Origin of the sequence: Bradyrhizobium genosp. A (assembly GCF_049949275.1) — a bacterium.
Classification (GTDB): domain Bacteria; phylum Pseudomonadota; class Alphaproteobacteria; order Rhizobiales; family Xanthobacteraceae; genus Bradyrhizobium.
The window spans coordinates 102271-128397 of sequence record NZ_CP188196.1 but is presented as its reverse complement, the minus strand read 5'-3'; the positions used below and the strand labels follow the sequence as shown (position 1 = coordinate 128397).

At 61.7% G+C, this 26127-nt stretch carries 25 protein-coding genes and 1 tRNA gene; 13 read left to right on the top strand and 13 right to left on the bottom strand.

Annotated features, from left to right (window positions below; genetic code table 11):
* Window positions 1-178 precede the first annotated feature (178 nt).
* From lptB to ptsN, 4 genes are all read left to right on the top strand, one after another.
* The gene (gene lptB, locus ACP2YP_RS00560; protein WP_426421725.1) at window positions 179-1192 is read left to right on the top strand and encodes an LPS export ABC transporter ATP-binding protein; all 1014 of its coding nucleotides are present in this window, start codon (window positions 179-181) and stop codon (window positions 1190-1192) included.
* Between the two features lie 90 nt (window positions 1193-1282).
* Entirely contained in the window at window positions 1283-2908 is a 1626-nt protein-coding gene (gene rpoN / locus ACP2YP_RS00555; protein WP_426421724.1) for an RNA polymerase factor sigma-54, read from the top strand.
* A gap of 84 nt (window positions 2909-2992) precedes the next feature.
* On the top strand, window positions 2993-3592 hold the full coding sequence (gene hpf / locus ACP2YP_RS00550) for a ribosome hibernation-promoting factor, HPF/YfiA family (protein ID WP_426421723.1): 600 nt from the start codon (window positions 2993-2995) through the stop codon (window positions 3590-3592).
* A gap of 220 nt (window positions 3593-3812) precedes the next feature.
* Entirely contained in the window at window positions 3813-4274 is a 462-nt protein-coding gene (ptsN, locus tag ACP2YP_RS00545) for a PTS IIA-like nitrogen regulatory protein PtsN (protein WP_014438750.1), read from the top strand.
* A 341-nt stretch (window positions 4275-4615) separates the two neighbouring features.
* Here ptsN and ACP2YP_RS00540 read toward each other — a convergent pair whose 3' ends face one another.
* Window positions 4616-5254 (bottom strand): TetR/AcrR family transcriptional regulator, encoded by a 639-nt coding sequence (locus tag ACP2YP_RS00540; RefSeq protein ID WP_426421722.1) that lies wholly within the window; start codon window positions 5252-5254, stop codon window positions 4616-4618.
* Between the two features lie 283 nt (window positions 5255-5537).
* Here ACP2YP_RS00540 and ACP2YP_RS00535 point away from each other — a divergent pair, with 283 nt between their 5' ends.
* The 3 genes from ACP2YP_RS00535 to ACP2YP_RS00525 are packed head-to-tail and all read left to right on the top strand — an operon-like array spanning window position 5538 to window position 9107.
* A complete protein-coding gene (locus tag ACP2YP_RS00535; RefSeq protein WP_426421721.1) occupies window positions 5538-6341 on the top strand; it encodes an SDR family NAD(P)-dependent oxidoreductase in 804 nt (267 codons plus the stop codon).
* Between the two features lie 39 nt (window positions 6342-6380).
* The gene (locus tag ACP2YP_RS00530) at window positions 6381-7511 is read left to right on the top strand and encodes a DUF5938 domain-containing protein (RefSeq protein ID WP_426421720.1); all 1131 of its coding nucleotides are present in this window, start codon (window positions 6381-6383) and stop codon (window positions 7509-7511) included.
* 57 nt (window positions 7512-7568) lie between these two features.
* Complete coding sequence (locus tag ACP2YP_RS00525; RefSeq protein WP_426421719.1) at window positions 7569-9107, top strand: AMP-binding protein; 1539 nt, start codon at window positions 7569-7571, stop codon at window positions 9105-9107.
* A 119-nt stretch (window positions 9108-9226) separates the two neighbouring features.
* Here the strand turns inward: ACP2YP_RS00525 and ACP2YP_RS00520 are convergent, their stop codons facing one another.
* Window positions 9227-11239, bottom strand: coding sequence for an ATP-binding protein (locus tag ACP2YP_RS00520; protein WP_426421718.1), 2013 nt, complete (start codon window positions 11237-11239; stop codon window positions 9227-9229).
* Window positions 11240-11535: 296 nt separating this feature from the next.
* Here ACP2YP_RS00520 and ACP2YP_RS00515 point away from each other — a divergent pair, with 296 nt between their 5' ends.
* Genes ACP2YP_RS00515 through ACP2YP_RS00505 form a run of 3 tightly spaced genes read left to right on the top strand, consistent with a single transcriptional unit; the run spans window position 11536 to window position 14613 of the window.
* Complete coding sequence (locus tag ACP2YP_RS00515; RefSeq protein ID WP_426421717.1) at window positions 11536-12528, top strand: PP2C family protein-serine/threonine phosphatase; 993 nt, start codon at window positions 11536-11538, stop codon at window positions 12526-12528.
* A gap of 37 nt (window positions 12529-12565) precedes the next feature.
* Window positions 12566-13555: a serine/threonine protein kinase gene (locus ACP2YP_RS00510; protein ID WP_426421716.1), complete on the top strand. Its 990-nt coding sequence runs from the start codon at window positions 12566-12568 to the stop codon at window positions 13553-13555.
* The gene (locus ACP2YP_RS00505; protein ID WP_426421715.1) at window positions 13552-14613 is read left to right on the top strand and encodes a serine/threonine-protein kinase; all 1062 of its coding nucleotides are present in this window, start codon (window positions 13552-13554) and stop codon (window positions 14611-14613) included. Before ACP2YP_RS00510 ends, ACP2YP_RS00505 begins: the two co-directional genes overlap by 4 nt.
* Before the next feature lie 294 nt (window positions 14614-14907).
* Here the strand turns inward: ACP2YP_RS00505 and ACP2YP_RS00500 are convergent, their stop codons facing one another.
* The 8 genes from ACP2YP_RS00500 to ACP2YP_RS00465 form a co-directional block, all read right to left on the bottom strand.
* Complete coding sequence (locus ACP2YP_RS00500) at window positions 14908-15180, bottom strand: DUF1150 family protein (RefSeq protein ID WP_200470844.1); 273 nt, start codon at window positions 15178-15180, stop codon at window positions 14908-14910.
* A 51-nt stretch (window positions 15181-15231) separates the two neighbouring features.
* Window positions 15232-15657: an Hsp20 family protein gene (locus ACP2YP_RS00495; RefSeq protein ID WP_426421714.1), complete on the bottom strand. Its 426-nt coding sequence runs from the start codon at window positions 15655-15657 to the stop codon at window positions 15232-15234.
* Window positions 15658-15902: 245 nt separating this feature from the next.
* Complete coding sequence (locus ACP2YP_RS00490; protein WP_426421713.1) at window positions 15903-16988, bottom strand: sn-glycerol-3-phosphate import ATP-binding protein UgpC; 1086 nt, start codon at window positions 16986-16988, stop codon at window positions 15903-15905.
* Between the two features lie 6 nt (window positions 16989-16994).
* Window positions 16995-17843: a sn-glycerol-3-phosphate ABC transporter permease UgpE gene (gene ugpE, locus ACP2YP_RS00485; protein ID WP_426421712.1), complete on the bottom strand. Its 849-nt coding sequence runs from the start codon at window positions 17841-17843 to the stop codon at window positions 16995-16997.
* Window positions 17843-18724: a sn-glycerol-3-phosphate ABC transporter permease UgpA gene (gene ugpA, locus ACP2YP_RS00480; RefSeq protein WP_426421711.1), complete on the bottom strand. Its 882-nt coding sequence runs from the start codon at window positions 18722-18724 to the stop codon at window positions 17843-17845. Before ugpA ends, ugpE begins: the two co-directional genes overlap by 1 nt.
* 54 nt (window positions 18725-18778) lie before the next feature.
* A complete protein-coding gene (gene ugpB / locus ACP2YP_RS00475; RefSeq protein ID WP_426421710.1) occupies window positions 18779-20095 on the bottom strand; it encodes a sn-glycerol-3-phosphate ABC transporter substrate-binding protein UgpB in 1317 nt (438 codons plus the stop codon).
* A 229-nt stretch (window positions 20096-20324) separates the two neighbouring features.
* Entirely contained in the window at window positions 20325-21527 is a 1203-nt protein-coding gene (locus ACP2YP_RS00470; protein ID WP_426421709.1) for a CaiB/BaiF CoA transferase family protein, read from the bottom strand.
* Window positions 21528-21703: 176 nt separating this feature from the next.
* On the bottom strand, window positions 21704-22129 hold the full coding sequence (locus ACP2YP_RS00465; protein ID WP_027531600.1) for an organic hydroperoxide resistance protein: 426 nt from the start codon (window positions 22127-22129) through the stop codon (window positions 21704-21706).
* Between the two features lie 156 nt (window positions 22130-22285).
* On the opposite strand from ACP2YP_RS00465, the gene ACP2YP_RS00460 reads away from it, so the two are divergent.
* Window positions 22286-22744: a MarR family winged helix-turn-helix transcriptional regulator gene (locus tag ACP2YP_RS00460; protein ID WP_426421708.1), complete on the top strand. Its 459-nt coding sequence runs from the start codon at window positions 22286-22288 to the stop codon at window positions 22742-22744.
* A gap of 1 nt (window position 22745) precedes the next feature.
* Here ACP2YP_RS00460 and ACP2YP_RS00455 read toward each other — a convergent pair whose 3' ends face one another.
* The 3 genes from ACP2YP_RS00455 to ACP2YP_RS00445 all read right to left on the bottom strand — a co-directional run bounded on the left by ACP2YP_RS00455 (window position 22746) and on the right by ACP2YP_RS00445 (window position 23853).
* Window positions 22746-22988: a GIY-YIG nuclease family protein gene (locus ACP2YP_RS00455; RefSeq protein ID WP_426426438.1), complete on the bottom strand. Its 243-nt coding sequence runs from the start codon at window positions 22986-22988 to the stop codon at window positions 22746-22748.
* 287 nt (window positions 22989-23275) lie between these two features.
* Window positions 23276-23351, bottom strand: a tRNA-Ala gene (locus ACP2YP_RS00450).
* Window positions 23352-23442: 91 nt separating this feature from the next.
* Window positions 23443-23853 carry a TIGR02300 family protein gene (locus ACP2YP_RS00445; protein WP_426421707.1) on the bottom strand — a complete coding sequence of 137 codons (411 nt, stop codon included), beginning with the start codon at window positions 23851-23853 and terminating at the stop codon, window positions 23443-23445.
* Window positions 23854-24010: 157 nt separating this feature from the next.
* On the opposite strand from ACP2YP_RS00445, the gene aroA reads away from it, so the two are divergent.
* Entirely contained in the window at window positions 24011-25348 is a 1338-nt protein-coding gene (gene aroA / locus ACP2YP_RS00440) for a 3-phosphoshikimate 1-carboxyvinyltransferase (RefSeq protein ID WP_426421706.1), read from the top strand.
* Window positions 25345-25983 (top strand): (d)CMP kinase, encoded by a 639-nt coding sequence (gene cmk, locus ACP2YP_RS00435; RefSeq protein WP_426421705.1) that lies wholly within the window; start codon window positions 25345-25347, stop codon window positions 25981-25983. The genes aroA and cmk overlap by 4 nt, the downstream gene beginning before the upstream one ends.
* The last annotated feature ends 144 nt before the right edge of the window (window positions 25984-26127 follow it).

The following is a 26127-nucleotide window of genomic DNA, read 5'->3' as shown; positions in this document are numbered from 1 at the left end:
TTGCCCGGCGAGACTGTATCTAGCGCGCAGGGCTTTCGAAGCGGGGCCCGCCGCTTTTCGGGCGTGTTTCTCTGGGCATGAGACATCCCTTCATTCATGCTGCGTCGGCGAAGCGATAGGCCGGCGCGGCAGACCGCGCGAGCACCGCGCAGGATCGTTAGAAGGCTAGAAGGCGGGGATGGTCGATCTATTCAGCATGTTCCGTCGGCGCCCCGCCAAGCGCGGCCGGCCAGGATTTGCCCGTCAGGACATCGCCGCGCTCGGTGACAGCGTCGGTGGCCTGGTGGCGAGCCCGGTGCGGGATGCGCCGCCGATTGCGCGTGACCAGCCCATGCCGGCCTCCGACCCCTATGGCCTCGAGGCACCGCCGCGGCCGCGGCCGGCGGCGGCACAGCCGCCCAAAGCCAAGCCCGCCGCCAAGACCAATGCGAAGTCCAACGGCTCGGGGGGGCCACAGCTGTTGCGGCGGCCGGGTTTTCTGGCTGTGCATAGCGTGGAAAAGAGCTTTGGCAGCCGCCAAGTGGTGCGCGGCGTCAGCATCTATGTGCGGCGCGGCGAAGCCGTCGGCCTGCTCGGCCCGAACGGTGCCGGCAAGACCACCGTGTTCTACATGATCACCGGCCTGATCAAGGCCGATCGCGGCGCAATCGAGCTCGACGGCCACGACGTCACCAAGCTGCCGATGTATCAGCGCGCGCGGCTCGGCATCGGCTATCTGCCGCAGGAAGCCTCGATCTTCCGCGGCCTCACCGTCGAGCAGAACATCCGCGCCGTGCTCGAAGTGGTCGAGCCCTCGCGCAAGAAGCGCGAGCAGCAGCTCGACTCGCTGCTCGACGAATTCAACATCACGCGCCTGCGGAAATCGCCGTCGATCGCGCTGTCCGGCGGTGAGCGCCGCCGCGTCGAGATCGCGCGCGCGCTGGCGACGCGTCCGAACTACATGCTGCTCGACGAGCCCTTTGCCGGCATCGATCCGATTGCGGTCGGCGACATTCAGGACCTGGTCCGCCATCTCACCAATCGCGGCATCGGCGTGCTGATCACCGACCACAATGTGCGCGAGACGCTCGGCCTCACCGACCGCGCCTATATCGTCTATGCCGGTGAAATCCTGACGGAGGGGAGCCCGGACGAGATCGTCGCTGATCCGGATGTTCGTCGCCTTTACCTTGGCGAGGAATTCCGCCTCTAGCCCTTTTTTCCATTTCGTCAAGGCGTGTACATCGGGCCAGGACTAAGCTAAGCAAGAATCGGACCAATTTTCGGGAACGGTTCTTGTTAGATGGCGCTTTCGCAGAGATTAGAGTTCCGGCAATCGCAGTCGCTGGTCATGACGCCGCAGCTGATGCAGGCGATCAAGCTGCTGCAATTGTCCAATCTCGATCTCACGACCTTTGTGGAAGAGGAGCTCGAGCGCAATCCCCTGCTGGAGCGGGCCAATGACGAGGCCCCCGTCGAAGCCCCGGCCGAGGCCGGCCAGTTCAGCGACCACGATGGCGATGATTCAGGCAGTCAGGGTGCCGATGACGGCTTTGGCGGCAGCGGCAACGCGTTCGAGCCCGGCCAGGAAGAATGGATGAGCAAGGATCTCGGCACCCGCGCCGAGATCGAGCAGACCCTGGACACCGGCCTGGACAACGTCTTCTCCGAGGAGCCCGCCGAGGCGGCGGCGCGCAACGCGCAGGACGTCGCGCCGACCACCTATACCGAATGGGGCGGCGGCGCCTCCGGTGACGAGGATTACAATCTCGAAGCCTTTGTCGCGGCAGAGATGACGCTCGGCGATCATCTGGCCGAGCAGCTCTCGGTTGCCTTCGCCGGGCCGGCGCAGCGCATGATCGGGCAGTATTTGATCGACCTCGTCGACGAAGCCGGTTATCTGCCGCCCGATCTCGGCCAGGCGGCCGAGCGGCTTGGCGCAACGCAAGCCGACGTCGAGGGCGTTCTTGCCGTGCTGCAAAAATTCGATCCGCCCGGCGTCTGTGCGCGCAATCTGAGCGAATGCCTTGCGATCCAGCTTCGCGAGCTCGATCGCTACGATCCGGCGATGCAGGCGCTGGTCGAGCATCTCGATCTCCTCGCCAAGCGTGACGTTTCCGCTCTGCGCAAGCTCTGCGCCGTCGACGATGAAGACATCGCCGACATGATCGGCGAGATCCGCCGGCTCAATCCCAAGCCCGGCATGAAGTTCGGCTCGGCGCGCCTTCAGACCATGGTGCCTGATGTCTATGTCCGCCCGGGTCCCGATGGCGGCTGGCATGTTGAGCTCAACAGCGACACCTTGCCGCGCGTGCTGGTCAACCAGACCTACTATTCCCAGCTGTCGAAAAAGATCGGCAAGGACGGCGACAAGTCGTATTTCACCGACGCGCTGCAGAACGCGACCTGGCTGGTGCGCGCGCTCGACCAGCGCGCCCGCACCATCCTGAAAGTCGCAACCGAGATCGTGCGTCAGCAGGACGGCTTCTTCACCCATGGTGTCGCGCATCTGCGGCCGCTGAATCTCAAGGCGGTGGCGGACGCCATCCAGATGCATGAATCCACGGTGTCGCGCGTGACCGCCAACAAATACATGGCGACGAATCGCGGCACATTCGAATTGAAATATTTCTTCACGGCGTCGATCGCTTCGGCCGACGGCGGCGAGGCGCATTCGGCCGAAGCCGTGCGCCACCACATCAAGCAGCTGATCGATTCGGAAGCGCCGTCCGCGATCCTGTCGGATGATACCATCGTGGAACGCTTGCGCGCTTCGGGCATTGATATTGCCCGCCGCACGGTCGCGAAGTACCGCGAAGCCATGCGCATTCCGTCCTCGGTGCAACGCCGCCGCGACAAGCAGAGCGCTCTTGGTAACGTCCTTTCCACCGCAATGTCCGATCGCTCCCGCAACACCGAACCGGCCTGATTGCGCTGGCGCGAAATCGCGCTACTCTCATCCCCCGCATCGCGACCGATCCAAGCTAGGCCCTCAAACCAAGCGAGGCATCACATGACTCTTCGGATTTCGGGCAAGAGCGTTAGCGTCGGCGAGGCCCTTCGCGGCCGCGTGACCGACCGGACCGAAGAGGTCCTCCGTAAATATTTCGACGGCAATTATTCCGGCCACATCACCCTCTCCAAGGACGGCCTCGGCTTCCGCACCGACTGTGCGCTGCATCTCGATTCCGGCATTACGCTGGAAGCCGATTCGAACGCGCAGGACGCCTATGCCAGCGCCGACCAGGCGCTGATCATGATCGAGAAGCGGCTCAAGCGCTACAAGAGCCGGCTCAAGGACCGCTCGGCCCGCAAGGCCCATGTCGCCTCCGCGGCGCTGGCTGCGCTGGACGCGACAAGCTACGTGCTGGAGGCGCCGGGCGAGGGCGACGACGAGGATGAGGTCACCGGCTATAGCCCCGTGATCATCGCCGAGGCGACGACGTCGCTGAAGCAAATGTCGGTCAGCGAGGCCGTTATGGAACTCGACCTCAGCGGGGCACCCTGCCTGGTATTCCAGCATGGCTCCTCGGGCCGGGTGAACATCATCTACCGCCGGGCCGACGGCAATGTCGGCTGGATCGACCCGCCGGGGGCCAAATCGGGCGGCTAGGGCACCCCGTATCAACCACAGCCCTTAACAATGACCGGGGCAAAGCCGCACGCGGGAGTTGGCACCGGGATTGCGTTGGAGTAGAAGCGCCCCACATCAGGACTTACCGGACCTTGGCTAAGTCCGCCTCCTGCTTCACCTTCTTGACGCCGGCCGGGCTCGATCTGATCGAGACGGCCAATTCGGAACCTGACGGTTTAATTCACCTCGGAACACTTCCATGCCGATTACCGATCTGGTCGCGCCCGAGGCGATACTTCCGGCATTGAAGGTCAACAGCAAGAAACAGGCGCTCCAGGAACTCGCGGCCAGGGCTGCCGAGTTGACCGGGCAGAACGAGCGCTCCGTGTTCGAGGTGCTGCTCCAGCGCGAGAAGCTCGGCACCACCGCGGTCGGTTACGGCGTCGCCATCCCCCACGGCAAACTGCCCAAGCTCGAAAAGATTTTTGGCCTGTTCGCCCGGCTCGATCGCCCGATCGATTTCGAGGCGATGGACGGCCAGCCGGTCGATCTGGTGTTCCTGCTGCTCGCCCCCGAAGGCGCCGGCGCCGATCATCTGAAGGCGCTCGCCCGCATCGCCCGCCTGCTCCGCGACCAGGACATCGCCAAAAAACTCCGCGCCTCGCGCGACGCGCAGGCGATCTATTCGGTGCTGGCGCTGCCGCCGGCGACCGCGGCTTGATCGTCCGCAATTCGCTGTCGTGCCCCGGACGCAGCGCAGCGCTTCTTCAGCGGTGCGCTGCAGAGCCGGGGCCCATCTCGCCGCATTGTACCGTGTTGCTTTCTGGGTCCCGGCTCTGCGCCGCAACGCTTCGCGCTGCGTCGCGTCCGGGACACGAGAGTGAGTGCGCTGTAGCCTCACACGCCGTCATTGCGAGCGCAGCGAAGCAATCCAGAATCTTTCCGCGGAAGCACTCTGGATTGCTTCGTCGCAAGTGCTCCTCGCAATGACGACGCGGAAACATCATCTCTCAAAATGAAGCGGGCGCGCCTTATAATCTCCGCCGGCGCCGCTCGCGCCCTTCAGCAGACCGTCGGCAGCAGGCGCCTGACTTCGTCGAGCAGTTCAGGAATCGCGGTCTTGTCACCCGCGAGGTGCTTGAGCAGCGCGCTCTGGAATAGACCGTCGAACAGCGCATAGAGCGCGGCTGGCGACGACGCCGGCCGCTTGCCGCCGAGCTCGGCATAGCGGGAGGCGATGCGCCAGATCATTGCCTCCAGGCTCTTGTCGATCTCGAGTACATCCTTGCGAAACGCCGCCTCGAACATCGCCTGCGAGCGCAGGTCGTACCAAAGCCGGTGCATACGGGCTTCGTTCTGCAGCGTTGCTGCGAGCTTGGCGAGGAAACCCTCCGTCAATTCGTCGCGGCTCGTTGCTGTCACGACGACATCGTCATATCGCGTCACGCACTTCGCCTTGTAGTGGCGGACGCAGCAGCAGATCAGGTCGAGCTTGTCGCTGAAATAATAGTGGAACACGCCGTGCGTGAACGCCGAGTTCTGCGCGATTTCGCGCAGGCTGGTGCGCGCGAAGCCGAGCTCTCCAAGCGTTTCGAGCGCGGCCTCGGCAAGCTCGACGCGTCGCGCGTTGAACTTCTCGTCGCGCAGCACCTCGGCCGCATCGGCCACACGCCGGGCCGCCCCCGTCACCTGCCGCGCCATCTCGTCCCTTCCTCAGTCCCGTTCGTTCAAGGACTTATACCGCGTCGACCGCGGAATGCTCCATCCCCTCACAACCACTTCCCTTGACGACTGTCAAATTCGTTCTTGACAAGTGTCAAGATTCTGGCGGAGGTTCGCACCAAGAATTTGGACAGTCGTCAAGACGTCCGACCATGGAGGAACGCTTCGCTGGGTGCCGCCGAAAGGCCTGCGCCCATCGACCTGGTGCGCGCCGATTGGCGCAGCACGAATCGATCAATCACCAGCAACGGAGGAGTGCGTCATGAGTGGGAAGAGCCTTGCAGGCAGGAAAGCCCTGGTCACCGGTGGTGCTAGAGGAATCGGCGCGGCCATCGCGCAGGCATTGGCGCGAGCCGGCGCCTCGATCATGATCGCCGACATCCTGGAGGAGGCCGGCCGCGCCAGCGCAGCCGCGATCGCGAAGGAAGATGTTGCGACGGGCTTCGTCCAGCTCGACGTCACCGACGACGCTCAATGGGAGCGGGCGGTTGCCGCGACGGTCGCAACCCTCGGCGGCTACGACATTCTGATCAACAATGCCGGCATCGAGATCACGTCGCTGATATCCGAGGTCAAGGCCGAGGACGCGCGGCGGATGTGCGACGTCAATATCGTCGGCACCGTGCTCGGCATGAAGCACGCCTTCCGCGCCATGCGCCCGGGCGGGCCGGCCGGCAAGGGCGGCGCCGTCGTCAACATCGCCTCGGTTGCGGCAACGATCGCCTTCCCGAGTATCGCGGTCTATTCGGGCACCAAATCCGCGGTCGACCGCATGACGCGAGTCGGAGCGATGGAAGCCGGCAAGCTCGGTTTCGGCGTGCGCGTGAACTGCATCTATCCCGGCCTGATCCCGACCGACATGGGCATGCAGCTCGCCAACGACATCGTCAAGGTCGGGCTCGCGCCTGACGTCAACGCCGCGGTCGGCTCGGTGGTGGAGCAAACCCCGCTCGGCCGTCTCGCCGAGGTCACGGACATTGGCGATGCCGCGGTGTTCCTGTGCTCGAACGAGGCGCGTTTCATCACCGGCATCGGACTGCCGGTCGATGGTGGCATGGGCATGTGACCTGCGACCGGAACCAAGAATCAATTGGGAGGATACGATATGAGTGCGAAGAAGCCCGTCATCGTCTATGGCGCGTCCGGCTACACTGGCCGGCTGGTCTGCGAATATCTGCGTGAGTACAACATCCCCTTCATCGCCGCAGGCCGCAGCGCCGAGAAGCTCAACGCTGCAATGAAGGCGAACGTGGCCGGCATCGAGACCGCCGACTACGAGGTGGTGGAAGTACCGCACACCGTGAGCGCGCTGACGGAGTTGTTCAACGGCGCCTCAGTGGTGCTCAACACAGTAGGCCCCTTCGCCAAGTTCGGCGGCGAGGTGGTGCAGGCCTGCTGGGCTTCCAGATGCCACTACACCGACACTACCGGCGAGCAGGACTGGCTGATCACGCTCGAGCAGGAGTGGGGCACGAAGTTCGCCAATGCAGGCCTGCTGTTGGCGCCGGGCATCGCGCAGATGTACACCACCGGCGAGATCGCCGCGCAGCTGTGCCTGGAGACGCCCGGTCTCGACACGTTGGATATCGCCGTGTTCTGGGGTGGCAGCCCGACCATCGCATCGACACAGACCATCCTGGTCAACGCCGCGATGGCCAAGGCCTACTACCTGGAGCAGAACAAATACGTCGAGCATCAGCCCGATGCCGGCCTCTACAACCTCGCCATCCCCGGCCAGCACGAATTGGCGCTGGCGCTGCCCTGGGGCGGCACCTCGCATCCGGTGTGGTTCAAGCGCGATCCGCGCGTGGCCAACGTGAAGGTGCTGGGCGGCGTGTTCAACCGCGCGCTGATGCTGGGCGTGCCGCAGATCGTCGCCGCCGCGCTGGAGGCGACCAAGGACATGAACCCCGACGACCGCTACGCAGCGTTGGCGCAGACTGCGGCCGGCGTGATGAACACCATGCCGCCGCGCGAGAACCCGCGCGTCAACAAGTCGATGGATTCGGTGCATGCCTCCGGCCCGTTGGGGCGCGCGCACTGCGTCATCAACGGCAACAGCAACTACAAGCAGACCGGCTTGCTGCAGGCCTATGCCGCGGCGCACCTGCTGCAGCAGCCGCCGAAGCGCGTCGGCTTCGCCTCCGGCTGCCAGGCATTCGGTCACCACGAACTGCTCGGCCAGCTGCGCAGCTTCGGGCTGGTCAGCAAGCCGATCCTCACCGTGCATGACTGACGACAATCGCGGGTGGCGCGGTCGCGCGTCACCCGCCAGCCGTTTCGGGGATTGATCATGCGCTTCATCGATTACCTCGACAAAGGCGCCTCGCTCGGCGCCGATGCGCCGTGCCTGACCATGGACGGGCGCGATCTCAGCTATCGCGAGGTGCAGCGGCTGAGCTACCGGGTCGCGCGCGGGCTCGTGCGATCGGGGATTGCTGCCGGCGAGAAGATAGCAATCCTCTCCGGCAACGATCCGGTCGCGTTTGCCTGCGTGTTCGGCATTTCCCGCGCCGGTTCGGTCTGGTGCCCGATCAATCCGCGCAACGAGGCGGCCGAAAACCGGATCATACTCGACCAATTCGACTGCAGCCTGCTGCTGTTTCATTCAAGCTTCGCGCCGATGGTCGAGGCGGTGCGTGCAGAGCTGCCGAAGTTGCGCGCCCTCGTCTGCCTCGATGCCGAATTATCCTTCGCGCCATCGTTCGACAGCTGGCTCGCCGGCCTCGCCGACGACCACTATCAACGCGAGACGGTCGACGGTCTCGCGATGATTCCCGGCACCGGCGGCACCACCGGCAAGCCGAAGGGGGTCATGCTGTCGGGCCGCAATATCGAGGCGATGACGGCGCTGACGCTGATGGGCTATCCCTTCAAGGGCCGTCCGATCTATCTCGCGCTCGCGCCGCTGACTCACGCGGCCGGCGTGCTGTGTTTCCCGATCATGGCGCTCGGCGGGCGCATCGTGATCATGCATCACCCCGACATTGCCGAATTCCTCGATCTGATCGAGCGCTATCGCGTCACGCACACCTTCCTGCCGCCGACCGTGATCTACATGCTGCTCGATCATCCGAAGCTCGACTCCGCGATGCTCGGGTCGCTGCAATGCTTCTGGTACGGCGCGGCGCCGATCTCGGCCGCGCGGCTTGCGGAGGCGCTCCAGCGCATCGGGCCGATGGCGCAGTTGTTCGGTCAGACCGAAGCGCCAATGATGATCTCGATGATGGCGCCGGACGAGCATTACAATGCCGACGGCACGATCGCGATGGAGCGTCTCGCCTCGGCCGGGCGGATCAGCCCGCTGGTGCAGGCCGGCATCATGGATGGCGACGGCAATTTGCTGCCGACCGGCGCACGCGGCGAGATCGTGGTCCGCGGTTCGCTGGTGATGGAGGGCTATTACAAAAATCCCGAGGCTACGGCTGAGGCCTCCGCGCATGGCTGGCACCACACCGGCGACATCGGCTATATTGACGACGACGGCTACCTCTACATCGTCGATCGCGCCAAGGACATGATCATCACCGGCGGGTTCAACGTCTACTCGATCGAGGTCGAGAACGCGCTGCGGGCGCATGAAGCGGTGCAGGATTGCGCCGTGATCGGGCTGGCGGACGAGAAATGGGGTGAGCGGATCGTCGCCGTGGTGCAGCCCCGCGCCGGCCAAAGCGTCGATGCGACGGCGCTGGCGGCCTTCGTCAAGCTGCGGATCGGCAGCGTCAAGACACCGAAGCAGATCGAAGTCTGGGACGATCTGCCGCGCTCCAAGGTCGGCAAGGTGCTGAAGCCGGATATTCGTGCGCGGCTGGCGGGTCGCTCAGGCGACTAGCAAAGGCGCTCAACGTTGCTACGGTCTTGTTTCTTTTTGGAGCCCGGGAGTGCCGGCGGTCACTGCTGCTGGAGCAACAGCACCCGAACAGCGGATGCGCTCTCGTTCCTTCGAGTTCTCTACGGATGTTTGTCAACTTCCTTCGACCCCCGCGCCTGCCTTGAGAAGCGAGAGGGTACAGACCGATCCTCTTTCAAAACCGACGCACGAAGTGCCGCGATCTTCGAATCGATTTCCTGGGCAGACACTTCGACTCTCAGCTTGTCCTGAATGAAATGGAGCCGCGCGTCGCAATCGCGGATGAGTTCGGCCCAGGTTTTGACCCACACTTCGGAATTTGCCGTCTTCAAGAATAAGCCAATTGGCCGGTCTTTTTGCGTTATTCTAGGGGTGATGGAAGAATCATATTCCCCCGTGACAAGAAAGAACGTCCACTGCGTATCTGTGTGGGAGTAGTCTGGCTGAGTCATCAGCGCATTTACGTAGTCTTCTAACTGGTCGAGCTCTGCCCGCCCAACTCTTAGGGACGGCCGCTTCAATTCAATCACCATAAACTCGCGCTTGGTTTGGTCAGGGTGCGGCACTACTCGCCCCAAGAAATTATCTAACCGAGCGGAGGCCCCGTCTGCTTTCCTGACTCGCTTTTTTGGAACCTTGCTACCAAGCTCTTGCGATACTCGCTCCATTACGCGGGTGAGCCCTATCTCCGACAACGCGATATGAAACCGCTCCCCGAACATCCACGTATTGTCTCGAATGACGACATCGAGTTCGCCACGCTCCCTAATGGTGTGTCGATAGTCGGGATTGAACACCATCCCCTTCAGAACCTCCAGTGCCACTACGCGGTCCGCTATCAAACTAGAAGCAGTAATGATATTTCCGAGCTGGGTCTTTTCCAGGAGAGACGAGAACTCGTCCTGTCTCGTTTTCGGCAGGTTCACGACCGCACGCAAAATTGTGGATAGGGAATCAGGATTGTGCCTGATGGCTTCTTTGAGGAAAGTGAGTGTCATCTTCCTCAGCGAGGTGTCGGCTCTAGTGAAATCTCTCGAATAAGAGGACACCGCGTAGGTAGCGATTTCGAAAACCTGCCGTTCTTTTCTTTCGATTTCGTCTCGCGGCTCGCCGTCGTACGGGTATGCTCCTTCTGCCCTAAGCTCTTCGATGAGACCCTTCGAGCGATCTGCCTGCCTCCGGCGGAAATAATCCGTAAGTGCGTCCCGTATGTAGGTTATCAGGTACGAGAAATCCGGGTCAGTAAGATCGTCCAACTCAAGAAGATTGGCGTCCGCGATCTCTTGGAAGAAAGAGGAATAGGCGTAGGCCGAATATTCAAATCCCGGTGCAACCACGTTGGCAGGCTGCGAACCAAGTACAATCCCGTTCTCGCCTCCCAAATGTATGCGACGGCTCTCGACGTGCGAATTCCACTCAACTACTGAAATCGACAAATCACGGACTGTACGATGAGGGCAGACAATCGTCTCAGTCGGAAAATCGTAGGACGCGGCAATTGTATCAGCAGGCCGTATCTTCTCGCCATTGTACGAGATCGAAACGGATGGATATCGCAGGAGGTACGGGGCGAAGACTGTACTTAGCTGCAAGAAGGCGTTCCTTGATGCAAGCCAGTCAAAGGTTTCCTTTAGATTGGAGAGCACCACACGTGTACCCGTGTGATCTTCCGAGGGCGGGAGCACGTCTGAGACCGCCGACTGTCCGAGAGTGTCAGATCGGATTTCAATGCGGAGATCAGATAGCTTTCCATCGGCCTCGAACGTCGAGTGCCAAACAGCCTGTTGCGCCAGCGAATAGAAACGGAGTCTACCTCGACCTTCCTTGCCGTGTAGGGCCCGCTGTGCCCGTTGACGAGAAGCATCCTTTTTCCATGAGTCGCCGAGGTTGGAAAAATCCTTATTCGCGCGGACAGGCGTTATGCCTGCCCCATCGTCGAGAATACTTATCGATTCGATGCCGCCGAGGGCGTTGAACGCGAAGCTCACTACCACATTCGTCGCATTGGCATCCAAACCATTCCAGACAAACTCAGAAATTGCCTTTATCGGATCGCGGGTTTTCGCCACCTTTTCCAGGTGGTCTTGCTGTGCCGTCAGGGTAAGTATTGTCATTGAGACACCTGCCAAAATTCACGAAAAGATCGCTGAATTGCGTGGCCTCGAGCCGGCAACAGACGTATTTCCTGCGGGAATGGAGACCAGCAAGCGTGGTAATTTCGAGCCATCTAATCCCTACAAATATATGATTCTGTTTGGGTTTATTGTATATTGTGGAGCGCAGCTGGCATTCGCCTAATCCACAACGAAGCGTATGCCCATTGCAACTTGCGGGGAAGATGTGATCGATTCTACAACAACTCTAGCGGGAGAGTGCCATTCCTGATCAATTTGCCCTCCTAGCAGAGTGGATGCACGGGACCGTGCTTAACCGGTCGCGTCAGACGCTGTTCGACGACAAGGCGATAATTGCGAGCGACGTAGGCGTGCTGCGAACCGAAAATCAGGACCGCGTAGCTGTGCTGCGGGTTTCAGACGGGCCCAGGCCGTTTGTATGCTTCGCCCTTAGCGACGGCATGGGCGGGATGAAGGATGGCGGACCCTGCGCGACCGTTACAATTGCGGCCTTCTTCTCTTCATTAATCGCTGCATCGGAGATAGAGCCCCAACGCAGACTCCATATGTCGACTAATGTGGCGAATGAGGCGGTCCATAGACAGTGGCAAGGTCGCGGCGGGGCTACGCTATCAGCCATTCTGATTGAAGGCAGCAATTCCGTTTACGTCTCCAACGTAGGCGACAGCCGTGTTTACGCGCTGGACGCCGAGTGGACAAGATTGCGCCGTCTAACGGTGGATGACAATCTAAAAGAGGCGTTCGGTGGCGCAGACCGAGGACTTGTTCAGTTCATCGGCATCGGCAAATCATTGGTCCCCAACGTCCAGCATGTCCCTCCAGGGTCAGACTCCTTCTTTATAACTTCGGACGGTGCTCATTACTTTGACGAGAAAATATTCGAGCAGCTATTGGTCCACGCAACAGAACCGCTCCGCGCCACTGACCGACTGCTGGCGCTGGCCCGTTGGTTAGGCGGTCCCGACAATGCATCCGTTGCGGCGCTCACCTTATCGAACCTCATGAATAAGCTCGGCCGGGAAAGTGGCTCGCTCCCCACGGTTTGGAGCGGGCACTCTCAGCTGCACCTGCAACGTTTTGAGACCAAGGCGCCCACGTCAGATTCTCCGCCTAGCCAAACAGCAACCGACGAGCAGGACCGACCAGTCGCGGCAAAGCCGCGAACCGTAGGCAAGCGAAAGATCAGGCTTTCGAAAAAGGCTGCTCAAGGAGATCAGCTCGAAATCAAGATTTCCTCCGATGAGGGTGAGGATGCCGCTGATAGCTAACCGGTATGAGCCGACAGGAAATGCCGTATGGGGAGGAATGGGCGAACTGAACGAGTGCGAGGATAAAAACCTATCTCGCAAAGTAATGCTCAAACGTGTTCTTAAGCAGTCTGACCTTCCGCGCCTGTTAGACGAACAAAAGGCACTCATACGACTGCGTTCGAAGCACGTAGTTCAATTGTTGGACGTGGTGTCGTTCACGTGGAACGGTCAAGACATACGCTGCCTCGTGCTGGAGCACATCTCCGGCACCGACCTGGACAAGCTCAAGTTCTCTCCAGGTGAGAACTATCAAAAAACATTGTGGCAGATCGCTACAGGAATTTCTGAGATTCACGCTGCGGGAGTAATTCACCGTGACATCAAGCCTCAGAATATACGGCGTGACGGCAACGGGATTATCAAGATTTTTGACTTCGGGCTCGCGAGAGAGGCGGGAAAGGACGATAAAACAAAGAGCATAGCTGGCACCATAGGTTACATGGCGCCGGAGCTATTCGGTACAAAAACGATCTCGTTTACATCCTCCATCGACTCCTTTGCTTTCGCCCGTACTGCGCTCGCCCTTCTTGGGATTCAGCCGCACAATGAGAAGCCAAAAGCAATCGTGCCTGGGTCAATTATCGCAGCCCAACCCACACTAAATCCAGAGTTGGCACGGACCCTTGAAGCGTGTCTCGATCTTTCTCCGGCAAGCCGCCCTTCGATGTCGGATGTTGCGAAGCTGTTAGGCCGCGATCTACTCCGCGACAAGCACCGCGCTCGCTTGGGAACACAGACAAATGCTCATGAACTGAACGCGTCTAAGCGCACGGTCAATCTGGCTTTCCAAAATCAAGGAAGCCTCTCAATCAGATACGACGGGTATGAGTTCAAGATTACTGCGCTCACGGGCGATGTTTACGTGAACAATGCGAGAGCGACGGTAGGCATGTCTATGCTGTCAGCGTGTGTTATAACTATCGGCTCTTCAGCGCCAAGGGCCTTCGTTACTTTCGACATATCCAATCCAGAGGTCATGGCATGATTGAGCCCGGGACTGAGCTGGCTTCACGATACGAAATTATTTCTTACGTGGCCTCCGGCGGCATGCAGGATGTCTATAAGGCAAACGACAAGCTGACAGGCGAGATAGTCGCCCTGAAGACACCGCAAGCTGGGCAAGCGAATAAGAGGTTCAAAAAGAGTGCTGTCTTGTCCGCGCGGATCAACAATTACAATGTCGCCAAGACGTTTGATTACTTCGAGGTTGGGAACGCATGCTATCTCATTGAGGAGTACGTTGAAGGCACGACTTTAGAAGCCGCGACACTGGACGTCTTTCCTCAAATTGATCCGCACTTGGCGGCTTATTTGATGCTCCGAATTTCTAAGGGATTAGCAGCATCGCATCATGCTCAGGTAGCACACCGCGACCTAAAGCCTAGCAACATCCTCGTGGGTGCGGGCCTCTCTTCGGTCAAAATAACAGATTTCGGCATTGCGACTCTGGCGGATGAACTCTTTGAGGAAGTCGCAAAGAGCGGAGACTTGACGCGTTCGACATCTGGAACAGTGAAAGGCGCCCTACCGTATATGGCACCCGAGATGATTTTTCGAAAGCCGGGAGATCATGTTGGAAGCGAGGCCGATATCTGGTCCCTTGGGGCGCTCATGTTCCGACTAATGACCGGAGTCTATCCCTTCGGAGAGGGCATGATGGTGCCGGTAAACGTTGAGAAGAGGCAACCGCTCGTATGGCCTAATTTCCTGACTGGAAAAGCGCAATTCGCGCCACTCTCAAATTCCCTCACTGCTATCATTGAGAAATGTCTCGTCCACGACAAGACGCAAAGACCGCAAGCCGCAGACCTTGTGCGCTCTTGCGAAGAGTTGTGCTTCCATTTCGCGCCCCGTGAGTTTGGAGTCGTCAGCGAGGTAAAGTGGTCAACCGGCTTCGTAAGGTCGTCGAGTGGCGAGAAAATCTTCTATCACAAGGACAGTCTTTACGGATATTTGAGGGCTCAGGTCGGAAGCAAGGTGGTCTTCAGCGCTCATCAAGGCTCTCCATTCCCTCGCGCACATCCCATCGTTGTTTGCCAGTAGAGGCGCCTCAGTTGAGTCCTCTCCTGCGACAGGACTATGGCGCATAGGTTTTCAAGGTACTATGCGCCCAAGCTCTCGGTAAGAGCCGGTGTTGAAGGTGGCAATCGCATTGAGGCGGTGAAGCGCTTCGCGCCTTCCTCCCCCGCAACCGGCAGAGGCTGAAGGGCCCGCGACCCGATCGAGGCAATCTGAAGCGGCCTCAATTCTGGAAAAAGTGCGTGTCCAAAACAAACGGGCACGTCTTCGTGCGAAGGCATGCCCGTTTGAAACTCTATTCCTGCGACGCGCGCGCGCTCAGTGCACGCTCACGGCTTGCAGCTCGTTGCTCCAGGCGTTGGCGACTGCGGCTTCGCGGCTGTCGGTCAGCATGATCGGCGTGCCGTCGGCGGAATGGAGCGCGAACAGCTTGAGGCCGGGCGCAATTTTCGGCGCCTCGGGAAACAGGCCGGGCACATCCTCGGAGCGGATCTGCTTCACATAGGCGATATGGCCTTCGCCGAGGGTTGCCAGCGTCTCGGGCGAGACGGCCTTGGCTTCGTATTCGAACGCAACATGACCTTCACTCATGGTCTCGACTCCTCTCTCGAAACTAAGCGGTCGAGTCCGCTACTCGTTCCATTATTCGTGCTCATTGATAGCGATTGTCTTAACGATCCTCTCCGGTTCAGGCCGGGCAAGATCGACCGACAACAGCCCGTTCTTCAGATCCGCACCCAGCACCAGCATCCCCTCCGCCAGCACGAAGGTGCGCTGGAAGTGGCGCGCGGCGATGCCGCGATGGATGTATTGCCGGGTCTTGTCGTCCTGCTGCCGTCCGCGGATCACGAGCTGGTTTTCCTCAATGCTTACATCGAGTTGGTCGCGGGTGAATCCGGCGACCGCCAGCGTGATGCGCAGCCGCTCGGGCTGGCCGTCCGACCGGTCGCACCTCTCGATATTGTAGGGAGGATAACCGTCGGCGCCTTTGACGACGCGACCGAGCACGCGCTCGATCTCGTCGAAGCCCAAAAGGAACGGACTGGAAAGCGTGGGAACACGAGACATAGTTTACAAAGTCCTCTCGAAGCGACTTTGGCATTTCAGGGCCCGGAACCGGCGCCCCTTGGTCAGCAATATGGGCATATCCCCGTGCGGGTTCAAGCACGTAGCGGAGGGCTTTGGATTCACTGCTTCCGCGGTCGCCCGGCCATGACGAATCTGCGGGGCGATTTATCCAATGAAAACAGACCCCCTCTACTGTGCATGGGGTTGTTTTCGGGTTTCTTGTCGGCCGGACCTTTCGGAACCGGTCAGGCCTCGATCCGCGTCCGCCCGTCGCCGCTGAACAGGTGCAGCTTTGGGCGCACGGAGGCGACACGGATCCTCTCACCGATAGCGGGGGCTTCGGTTCCGGGGATGCGGACGATCACCTCGCCGGGTGGCAGCTCGCCCGGCGTGGCGGCGACACGCTGCTCGTCCTGGGCGCGCGAGCCGTAAATAAAAGTTTCGGCGCCGACACGTTCGATCGCTTCCACGGTGAGCGGCAATGCGACGCCGCCGGCAGGCGTCTGGTCGGTGATGACAAAATCTTCCGGACGGATGCCGAGGATGCCGGCCTCAGTTGCGCTGCCGCCGAGCTGCGACTTGATCTCCTCGGTGCGCGTCGACATCAGGTTCATCGGCGGTGCCCCGATGAAGGAGGCGACGAAGGTCGTTGCCGGCTTCTCGTAGATCGCCAGCGGATTGCCGACCTGCTCGACCTGGCCGCCGTTCATCACGACCAGGACGTCGGCGAGCGTCATCGCCTCGAGCTGGTCGTGGGTGACGTAGATCGACGTCGTGTTGAGTCGACGCTGCAATTTGCGGATCTCGACGCGCATCGCGATGCGCAGCTTGGCGTCGAGGTTGGAGAGCGGCTCGTCGAACAGGAACACTTTTGGCTGGCGCACGATGGCGCGTCCCATGGCGACGCGCTGGCGCTGGCCGCCGGAGAGCTGGCGCGGCTTGCGCTCCAGCATGGGCGCGAGCTCGAGCACGCGCGCGGCTTCCTCGACGCGGGTCTTGACCTCGGCTTCCTTCATGCCGCGATTGCGCAGGCCGTATGCCATGTTGTTGAAGACGCTCATATGCGGATAGAGCGCGTAATTCTGGAACACCATCGCGATGTCGCGATCGGCGGGCTCGACCTGGTTGACGATTCGGCCGCCGATGTCGATCTCGCCGCCGGTGACGGTCTCCAGCCCCGCGACCATACGGAGCAGCGTCGACTTGCCGCAGCCGGAGGGGCCAACCAGTACGCAGAACTGGCCGTCGCCGACATCGACGTTGACGCCTTTGATGGCCTCGAAGCCGCCGGTATAAGTCTTGCGGACGTTGCGCAGCGTGACGTTGGCCATAACTCTCTACTTCTCCGTCTCGACCAGACCGCGCACGAACAATTTCTGCATGGCGACGACGACGAACACGGGGGGCAGCATGGCCAGCACGGCGGTCGCCATCACGACCGGCCATTCGGTCAGCGCGTCGGTGGTGGTGATCATCTTGCGGATGCCGACCTGGATGGTCTGCATGTCGTCGCGCGTGGTGATCAAGAGCGGCCAGAGATATTGATTCCAGCCGAGGATGAAGAGGATCACGAACAGCGCCGCCATGTTGGTGCGCGACAGCGGCAGCAGCGTATCCCAGAAGAAGCGCAACGGACCGGCGCCGTCGATGCGCGAGGCTTCCAGCAATTCATCCGGCACGGTCATGAAGAATTGCCGGAACAACAGCGTCGCGGTGGCGGATGCGATCAGCGGCAGCGCGAGGCCGGCATAGCTGTCGAGCATGTGCAAATCGGCGACGATCTTGTAGGTCGGATAGATGCGCACCTCGACCGGCAGCATCAGCGTGATGAAGATGATCCAGAAGATCGGCATCCGGAACGGAAAGCGGAAATAGACGATCCCATAGGCCGAGATGATCGAGATCGCGATCTTGCCGACTGCGATCAACAGCGCCATCACCAGCGAGTTCAGCATCATGTTGTAGACCGGCTCGCGGGTCGAGCCGCTCGTGCCCACGAAAATGGTCTGGTAGTAGACTTCGAAGAGATGCCCGCCCGGCAGCAGCGACATCTGTCCGTTCGCGATCAGCGCGTTGTCCTGGGTCGAGGCGACGATCGCGATGTAGACGGGGAACGCGACGATCGCGATCCCGATCCAGAGAATGAAGTGGGCGACGTAGCGCCGAAAGCCTTCGTCTTCGACCATCAGTAGGTCACCTTGCGTTCGACGAAGCGGAACTGGATTCCCGTGAGCACGATGACCATGACCATCAGGATCACCGATTGCGCCGCGGAGCTGCCGAGATTGCCGCCGAGCAGGCCGTCGGAATAGACCTTGTAGACCAGCGTCACCGTCGACGTTCCCGGACCGCCGCGCGTCATGGTGTCGATGATGCCGAACGTGTCGAAGAAGGCGTAGACGATATTGACGACCAGCAGGAAGAAGATGGTCGGCGACAGCAGCGGGAAGGTCACGGTCCAGAACCGCCGCATCGGGCGCGCGCCGTCGATCGCGGCGGCCTCGAACACGCTTTTCGGAATGGCTTGCAGGCCGGCGAGGAAGAACAGGAAGTTATAGGAGATCTGCTTCCAGGCGGCCGCGAGGATGATCAGCGCAGCGGCCTGGTTGCCGTCGAGCAGCGGATTCCAGTCGATGCCGGCGGCGCGCAGGTAACGCGCGAGCACGCCGAGCGAGGGATGCAGCATGAAGATCCAGAGCACGCCGACGACGGGCGGCGCCACGGCATAGGGCCAGATCAGCAGCGTGCGGTAGAGCATCGAGCCGCGCAGCGGCTTGTCGGCCATCACGGCGAGCAGCAGCGCGAAGGACAGCGACGACACCGCGATCGCGAACGAGAAGAAGAAGGTCCGGACGATCGCTTCGAAATAAGCGGGGTCCCTGAACAGCTCAATGTAGTTGTCGAACCAGACGAAGTTCGACGAAAGACCGAAGGCGTCCTGCAGCAGGAAGGACTGGATCACCGCCTGCAAGGCCGGCCAATAGAAGAAAATCAGGACGATCGCGAGTTGCGGGGCAACCAGCGCGTAGGGCAACAGCTTTGATTGGAAAATGGCTTGCTTTTGCATGATGGGGGTGACGCCGGCAGGCCGCTCATCGTGCGGCCTGCCGGCGCCTTCGCCTTACTTTACGGCGGTCTTTTCGAACTGGCGCAGCATCGTGTTGCCGCGCTCGACAGCCGCATCCAGCGCCTGCTTGGCTGTCTTCTTGCCGGCCAGCGCCTGCTCGATTTCTTCCGACCAGACATCACGCAGCTGAACCATGTTGCCGAGGCGCAGACCGCGGGAGTTCTCGGTCGGCTCCTTGTTGGTCAGCTCGAGCAGCGGGGTCTCGAGATAGGGCTGATCCTTGTAGAAGCCCTCGGCCTTGGCCTTGTCATAGGCGGCCTTGGTGATCGGCAGATAGCCCGAGGCCTTGTGGATGTAGACCTGACGATCGGTGTCAGAGAGGAAGGTCAGGAATTTTGCAACGCCCTTGTAGTCGTCGGCCGACTTGCCGCCCATCACCCAGAGCGAGGCGCCGCCGATGATCGAGTTCTGCGGCGCGCCTTTGGCATCCGGATAATAGGGCATCGGCACGGCGGTGAAGTTGAACTTGGCCTGCGCCTTGACGTTGCCGAAGAAGGCCGACGAGGTCAGGTAGATCGGGCATTCGCCCGAGGTGAAGCGGCCTTCGCCGGTGTTGGTGCGGCCGGCGTAGTCGTAGGTCTTGTCCTTCTGGAGCTCGACCAGGTTTTCGAGATGCTTGACCTGCAGCGGGCCGTTGAACTCCAGCACGGTGTCGAAGCCGTCGAGGCCGTTGGCCTTGCTGGCGAGCGGCACGTTGTGCCAGGCGGAGAGCTGCTCGAGATTGACCCAGGTGATCCACGAGCCGGAGAAGCCGCAGGTGGCGTGGCCGTTGGCGTGGAGCTTCTTGGCAGCTTCGAAGGTCTCAGGCCAGGTCTTGGGGATCTCGACATTTGCCTTCTTCAGCTCGTCGAGGTTCACCCACATCACGGTCGACGACGAGTTGAAGGGGAAGGACAGCATCTCGCCCTTCGAGGTCGAATAGTAGCCGGTGATCGCGGGAAGGTAGATCTTGGGATCGAATTTCTCGCCGGCCTCGGCCATCAGCTTGTAGACGGGCTTCACGGCGCCGGTCGCGGCCATCATGGTCGCGGTGCCGACTTCGAACACCTGCATGATGTGCGGGGCGTTGCCGGCGCGGAAGGCCGCGATGCCAGCGTTCATCGTGTCGGCATAGTTGCCCTTGTAGGTCGGGATGACCTTGTAGTCGCTCTGCGACGCATTGAAGTCGTTGGCGAGCTTGACGATGACGTCGTTGTTGGCGCCGGTCATCGCGTGCCACCACTGGATTTCAGTCGCAGCCAGCGCCGGCGAAGCCGTCATGCCAACCGTGACCGCAAAAGCGGCAGCCGCCCCAAAATGTCGAAGAGCCATCAAGTAAACCTCCCTTGGCCGTCCCTTGGCCGTCAAAAAGATCGCTTGCGCTAGCAGCGCCATATGACGTTCACATGACTGTGTAAGCGGCCGAAGCGAAGGCAGCAAGCGCTGCCAAAAGGGAAGTCGTCAAATGGGCGAACGCGCGCTCGGGCAGCCTCCTCCGTTCGCGGTGCACATGCGTGCCCGCGCCGCAGTGCGGCATTTGCTTGGGTGAGGCGGCAGGGTCCTAGCGCTTGCGCTCGGTCCCACAGACCACGCCGTTGGCGACCATCGCGTCGATCTCCGCCTTTGAGTAGCCGAATTCACCCAACACCTCCTGGGAGTGTTGGCTGAACTTCGGCGGCAGGCGGCGCAGGCTCGGCTTGCTGCGATCGAGCCGGATCGGCGAGGCCACGCCCTTGTACCAGTCCTTCTCGATGACATCGCCGCGCGCGATCGTGTGCGGGTTGGTCAATGCCTGGTCGATCTTCTGCACCGGGCCCGCGGGCAGGCCCGCAGCCAACAGGCGATTGCACAACGGCTCGGCCTCGTGCTGGCTGAACACCGCGGCAAGCTCGGCGCGCAGCGCGTCGCGATTGGCGATGCGGTCCTTGTTGCGGGCAAAGCGCGGATCGGTGCCGAGCTCGGGCTTGCCGATCTCGTTGGCGAGCTTGCGGAAGGTGCCGTCATTGCCGACGCCGATGAAGATGTTGTCGGTCTTGGTCGGGAAGATCGCGTAGGGCACGAGGTTGGGATGCTCGTTTCCGGTGAGGCCCGGCGGCTTGCCATGCATGAAATAATTCGCGGTGTGCGGATGCATGATGGCGAGGCCGGTTTCGTACAGCGTCGTCTCCAGGAACTGGCCTTTGCCCGAACGTTGCCGCTCGGACAGCGCCATCAGGATGCCGATCGCTGCGTAAAGACCGGTGGTGATGTCGACCAGCGGCACGCCGATCCGCATCGGCCCGCTCTCGGGCGAGCCGGTCGCCGCGATCATGCCGGTCATCGCCTGGATAATCGCGTCATAACCGGGATTGCCGCCGCGCGGGCCGTCGGCGCCGAAGCCGCAGATCCGGCAATGCACCAGGCGCGGATATTTCTGGCTGAGCACATCGTTGCCGATGCCCCATTTCTCCAGCGTGCCCGGCTTGAAATTCTCGATCAGGACGTCGGCCGTCTCCAGCATCTTGAGCAGCACGACGCGGCCGCCCTCGGAAGCGAGGTCGAGGCCGATCGAGCGCTTGTTGCGGTTGATGCCGACGAAATAGGCCGCGTCGTCCTCGTGGAAGGGAGGACCCCAGTCGCGCACCTCGTCGCCTGCCGGCGGCTCGACCTTGATGACGTCGGCGCCATGGTCGGCGAGAATCTGGGTGCAGTAGGGACCGCCGAGCACGCGCGTGAGATCGATGACGCGCAGTCCGCTCATTGCGCCGGTTGCGGCTTCAGTCATTTCCTTCGCTTCCCCTGTGTCGATATTTGACCACAGGCCTAGCGAGGTTCGTCCAAGCCAGCAATGGCTTGTCGCGTAGAGGGTCATGCAGCGCCGGCGGCAATCCCGCAGCATGGCAAATCGAGCGGAAGCGGCCGGCCCGAGAGGGATCCCGGGCCAGCCAATCCACCGTCAGATCAGACGACCGTCAGGCGAACGTCGACATTGCCGCGCGTCGCGTTGGAATACGGGCACACCTGGTGCGCCTTCTCGACCAGCGCCTCGGCGTCGGCGCGGGACAGCCCCGGCAGCGAGACCGCCAGATCGATGTCGAGGCCGAAGCCGCCGGCCGAGCGCGGGCCGATGCCGACGGTCGAGGTTACGGAGGCGTCGGCAGGGACCTTCGGGCCGCCCTGCGAGGACACGAACTTCATCGCGCCGATGAAGCAGGCGGCATAGCCGGCCGCAAACAGCTGCTCGGGATTGTTGCCGGCGCCGCCGCCGCCGCCGAGCTCCTTCGGCGTGGTGAGCTTGACGTCGAGTGCGCCGTCGAGGGTCGCCGCATGGCCGTCACGGCCGCCGGTGGCTTTTGCGCTGGTCTTGTAAAGGACGTTCACGGACATTTTCGTCTCCTCGGGGTCTTCGGGTTGGGGTACAATCTGTATCGCAAACAATTATATTGCGCGCAATTGAAATCTGCATGCCTCACATTTAATTGTTCGCAATTGAATGTCGGCCCGCCCGGTCCCACAATGCGGGTCAATCTCATGAGATTCCCTATGGCCCGGAAATTATCGACCCTGGATCCGCAACGCCTCGACAACCAGATCTGCTTCGCCGTCTATTCGGCCGCGCACGCCTTCAACCGCGTCTACAAGCCGCTGCTCGACCGGCTCGGCCTGACCTATCCGCAATATCTGGTGATGCTGGTGCTGTGGGAGCGCGACGACGTGCCGCTCAAGGATATCGGCGAAAAGCTGTTTCTCGATTCGGGCACGCTGACGCCGCTGCTCAAGCGGCTCGAAGCCGCGCACCTCGTCAAGCGCACGCGCTCCAGCGAGGATGAGCGTCAGGTCCTGATCGCGCTGACCCCGCAGGGGCACGCGCTGAAGGACAAGGCGCGCAGCGTCCCGCAGTCGATCCTGGCCGCGTCGGATTGCTCGGTGTCGGAGCTGGTCGCGATAAAGGACGAGATCGTCGCGCTGCGGGATCGGTTGAATGCGGTGATTGGGGAGTAGGCTAGCGGAGCCGCTTTTTCGAGAAGGCGCGGCCTGAGTGTGATTTGAGATATTTCTCGAATGCAAGGGCCTTCATCTTGTCGGGAAAAGCGCAGTACCAAACCAACTTCCATGGCTTGAACTTGGCTGTGTGAGCGGATTTGCCGGCATTGTGCTCAGGCACCCGTCGCTTCAGATCTTCCGTGGCGCCAATGTATTCCTGGTCGGGGAATTCGATGCTGCGGAGAATGTAGACGTACCACATTGACGCCTCGCGTCTGGGCAGTCGGATAGCGGAGCAGAGGATGGGATAGAACGTGAGGCAGTCCGTGCGGGCTTCGCCGGACACCACGCTTCGTCCTTCGGGCTACGCGCGGCTGCGCCACGCGTAGCCTGAAGGGCCGCACTATATTGGCGGCTTCTGCCTATGTCGTCGATAGTTTGATCAGGATCGTCACCGGTCCGTCTTCGCCCTACGGGCTACGCCGGACACCACGCTTCGTCCTTCGGGCTATGCGCGGCTGCGCCACGCGTAGCCCGAAGGGCGAAGCGTGGTGGAGCCAGGCGGGATCGAACCGCCGACCTCTTGCATGCCATGCAAGCGCTCTCCCAGCTGAGCTATGGCCCCTTAAGTCCTGGGACGATCCTATCGGATCACTCCCGACCGGCGAGCCTGGTGACTCGCGCGGTGCACCCTTTTTCACAGATCAGGGCTGATCTCAAGTCTCTTCATCACCTCCGACATCACCAATGATGTCGGTCACGTCCTCATCGCCTTCTTCCTCGTCGGCAATGAAGGTCGAATCATCGTCATCGTCATCGTCGAGGGTCTCGTCGACCTCGATATCGTCCTCGGATTCGGGGACGACAGCCTTGACCTTGCCGGTGTTCTCCTCGGCATCGGCCTCCTCCAGCGAGACCTCCTCGACCTCCGCCGGCTCCGGCGGGGTGTCGGCGGCGGCTGCAGCGTGGCGGGCTTCGGCGCCGCGCGGTACACGCGCCGGCGCCACGGGCGCGATCGGCACAACTTCGCCGGTATAGGGCGAGATCACCGGGTTCTTGTTGAGGTCATAGAATTTCTTGCCCGTCGTGGGGCAAATACGTTTGGTTCCGAGTTCGGACTTGGCCACGGCAGAGGAATCCTGGGATGTCTGAAAAGCGGTGTTTCACTTGGCTAGTTGGCGGCCCGCTGTCAATAGCGCATTACGAGAGAAAGACATGCCGGTGACGGCGGGGAGACCATGTGGTACCTGCCCCAGCCTCTCAGGCGCATCCGAGGACACAATCTTGACCCATTCCGACAAGCCCACGCCGCTGCAGTCGCGCGCAAGCGGCCCCCTGACCGGGAAAGTACGGGTGCCCGGGGACAAGTCGATTTCCCACCGTGCCCTGATCCTGGGCGCGCTCGCCGTCGGCGAGACCCGGATTTCGGGTCTCCTGGAGGGCGAGGACGTCCTTAACACCGCCAAATCCATGCAGGCCCTCGGCGCCAAGGTTGAGCGCACCGGCGATTTTGCCTGGAAGGTAAAAGGCGTGGGCGTCGGAGGCTTCGCCGAGCCGAAGGCGGCGCTGGATTTCGGCAACTCCGGCACCGGTTGCCGGCTGGTCATGGGCGCGGTCGCCGGCTGCCCGATTGCGGCGGTGTTCGACGGCGATGCCTCGCTGCGCAGCCGCCCGATGCGCCGGATCCTCGATCCGCTTGAAAAGATGGGCGCCAGGGTTGTTTCCGGAGGCGAAGGCGGCCGCCTGCCGCTGACCGTTCAGGGCGCGCGCGATCCGCTGCCGATCACCTACAAGACGCCGGTTGCCTCGGCCCAGATCAAGTCGGCGGTGCTGCTGGCGGGCCTGTCTGCGCCGGGCACCACGACCGTGATCGAGAACGAGGCCAGCCGCGACCACACCGAGCTGATGCTGAAGCATTTTGGCGCGGATATCACCTCGGTCGCCGAGGGGGCTCACGGCCGCCGCATCACGCTGGTCGGCCAGCCCGAGCTGCATGGCGCGACCGTCATCGTGCCCGCTGATCCGTCCTCAGCGGCATTTCCGGTCGTCGCGGCGCTGATCGTTGAAGGCTCCGATGTCGTTCTTTCCGACGTGATGACCAATCCGCTGCGCACCGGTCTTTTCACGACGCTGCGCGAAATGGGCGCGTCCATCGAGGAAAACGAAGTGCGCGGCGACGCCGGCGAGCCGATGGCGCAGCTGCGCGTCCGCGCGTCGAAACTGCGCGGCGTCGAGGTGCCGCCGGAACGCGCACCCTCGATGATCGACGAATATCTCGTGCTGGCGGTTGCGGCTTCGTTCGCCGAAGGCACGACCATCATGCGCGGCCTGCAGGAGCTGCGCGTCAAGGAATCCGACCGGCTCGAGGCCACCGCAGCCATGCTCCGCGTCAATGGCGTGAAGGTTACTGTTTCCGGCGACGATCTGATCGTCGAGGGCCGCGGCCACGTCCCCGGCGGCGGCACCGTCGCCACGCATATGGACCACCGCATCGCGATGTCCGCGCTGGTGATGGGCTGCGCGTCCGATCAGCCGGTGACGGTCGACGACATCGCCTTCATCGCCACCAGTTTCCCGGACTTCATTCCGATGATGCGGTCGCTGGGGGCCGAGTTTTCATGATCATCGCGATCGACGGACCCGCAGCCTCGGGCAAGGGCACGCTCGGCAAGCGCCTCGCCCATCACTACGGCTATCGTCATCTCGATACCGGCGTGATCTATCGCGCGGTCGCCTACGCCCTGATGCAGTCCGGCCATGACCTCCGGGATGAGGCGGCCGCGGTGCAGGCCGCGCTGGAGCTCGATCCCGAAAAGTTCGGCAATCCCGCCCTCAAGACCCAGATGGCCGGCGAGGGCGCCTCCATCGTCTCGGCGATCCCCAGAGTTCGCGAGGTCCTGCTCAATTTCCAGCGGCAATTCGCCGCCGGTCCGCCCGGCGCGGTGCTGGACGGCCGGGACATTGGAACCGTGATCTGCCCCGATGCCGACGTGAAGATTTTCGTCGTGGCTGACCCAAAAGTCCGCGCCCGCCGCCGCACCATGGAGGCGAGGGCGCGGGGCGAGGAGGCCGACGAGGCGGCGGTGCTGGCCGACATCATCCAGCGCGACGAACGGGACAAGAACAGGCCGATTGCGCCTTTGAAACCGGCCGCGGATGCTTACTTGCTAGATAACTCCCAACTGGATATAGAAGGCGGCGTCCGGGCCGCCATCGACATTATCGAGGCTGTCCGAGCGGGCCGGTCGCGGGGTTAAACCGCAGCCGTCATTGGAGGAAGTGCCCGCTCCCGCTCTTTGAGGTCGATACTCTCGGTCCCTGTTGGGGGCCGACGCGATCCAGGCTCCGGACAAAGATTTCCACGTATCGAACGTGCGGGCCTCAGCCGGCCCGCTTCCGCT

Excerpts from the sequence above, each read along its gene's own strand:
- cmk (WP_426421705.1), top strand. The coding sequence starts at position 25,345 with ATGATCATCGCGATCGACGGACCCGCAGCCTCGGGCAAGGGCACGCTC.
- rpoN (WP_426421724.1), top strand. The coding sequence starts at position 1,283 with ATGGCGCTTTCGCAGAGATTAGAGTTCCGGCAATCGCAGTCGCTGGTC.
- ACP2YP_RS00465 (WP_027531600.1), bottom strand. The coding sequence starts at position 22,129 with ATGTCCGTGAACGTCCTTTACAAGACCAGCGCAAAAGCCACCGGCGGC.
- ACP2YP_RS00495 (WP_426421714.1), bottom strand. The coding sequence starts at position 15,657 with ATGTCTCGTGTTCCCACGCTTTCCAGTCCGTTCCTTTTGGGCTTCGAC.
- ptsN (WP_014438750.1), top strand. The coding sequence starts at position 3,813 with ATGCCGATTACCGATCTGGTCGCGCCCGAGGCGATACTTCCGGCATTG.
- ACP2YP_RS00500 (WP_200470844.1), bottom strand. The coding sequence starts at position 15,180 with ATGAGTGAAGGTCATGTTGCGTTCGAATACGAAGCCAAGGCCGTCTCG.
- ugpA (WP_426421711.1), bottom strand. The coding sequence starts at position 18,724 with ATGCAAAAGCAAGCCATTTTCCAATCAAAGCTGTTGCCCTACGCGCTG.
- ACP2YP_RS00520 (WP_426421718.1), bottom strand. The coding sequence starts at position 11,239 with ATGACAATACTTACCCTGACGGCACAGCAAGACCACCTGGAAAAGGTG.
- ugpB (WP_426421710.1), bottom strand. The coding sequence starts at position 20,095 with ATGGCTCTTCGACATTTTGGGGCGGCTGCCGCTTTTGCGGTCACGGTT.
- ugpE (WP_426421712.1), bottom strand. The coding sequence starts at position 17,843 with ATGGTCGAAGACGAAGGCTTTCGGCGCTACGTCGCCCACTTCATTCTC.
- ACP2YP_RS00515 (WP_426421717.1), top strand. The coding sequence starts at position 11,536 with ATGCACGGGACCGTGCTTAACCGGTCGCGTCAGACGCTGTTCGACGAC.
- lptB (WP_426421725.1), top strand. The coding sequence starts at position 179 with ATGGTCGATCTATTCAGCATGTTCCGTCGGCGCCCCGCCAAGCGCGGC.
- hpf (WP_426421723.1), top strand. The coding sequence starts at position 2,993 with ATGACTCTTCGGATTTCGGGCAAGAGCGTTAGCGTCGGCGAGGCCCTT.
- ACP2YP_RS00510 (WP_426421716.1), top strand. The coding sequence starts at position 12,566 with ATGGGCGAACTGAACGAGTGCGAGGATAAAAACCTATCTCGCAAAGTA.
- ACP2YP_RS00455 (WP_426426438.1), bottom strand. The coding sequence starts at position 22,988 with ATGTGGTACGTCTACATTCTCCGCAGCATCGAATTCCCCGACCAGGAA.
- ACP2YP_RS00505 (WP_426421715.1), top strand. The coding sequence starts at position 13,552 with ATGATTGAGCCCGGGACTGAGCTGGCTTCACGATACGAAATTATTTCT.
- ACP2YP_RS00525 (WP_426421719.1), top strand. The coding sequence starts at position 7,569 with ATGCGCTTCATCGATTACCTCGACAAAGGCGCCTCGCTCGGCGCCGAT.
- ACP2YP_RS00470 (WP_426421709.1), bottom strand. The coding sequence starts at position 21,527 with ATGACTGAAGCCGCAACCGGCGCAATGAGCGGACTGCGCGTCATCGAT.
- ACP2YP_RS00530 (WP_426421720.1), top strand. The coding sequence starts at position 6,381 with ATGAGTGCGAAGAAGCCCGTCATCGTCTATGGCGCGTCCGGCTACACT.
- ACP2YP_RS00540 (WP_426421722.1), bottom strand. The coding sequence starts at position 5,254 with ATGGCGCGGCAGGTGACGGGGGCGGCCCGGCGTGTGGCCGATGCGGCC.
- ACP2YP_RS00535 (WP_426421721.1), top strand. The coding sequence starts at position 5,538 with ATGAGTGGGAAGAGCCTTGCAGGCAGGAAAGCCCTGGTCACCGGTGGT.
- ACP2YP_RS00460 (WP_426421708.1), top strand. The coding sequence starts at position 22,286 with ATGGCCCGGAAATTATCGACCCTGGATCCGCAACGCCTCGACAACCAG.
- ACP2YP_RS00490 (WP_426421713.1), bottom strand. The coding sequence starts at position 16,988 with ATGGCCAACGTCACGCTGCGCAACGTCCGCAAGACTTATACCGGCGGC.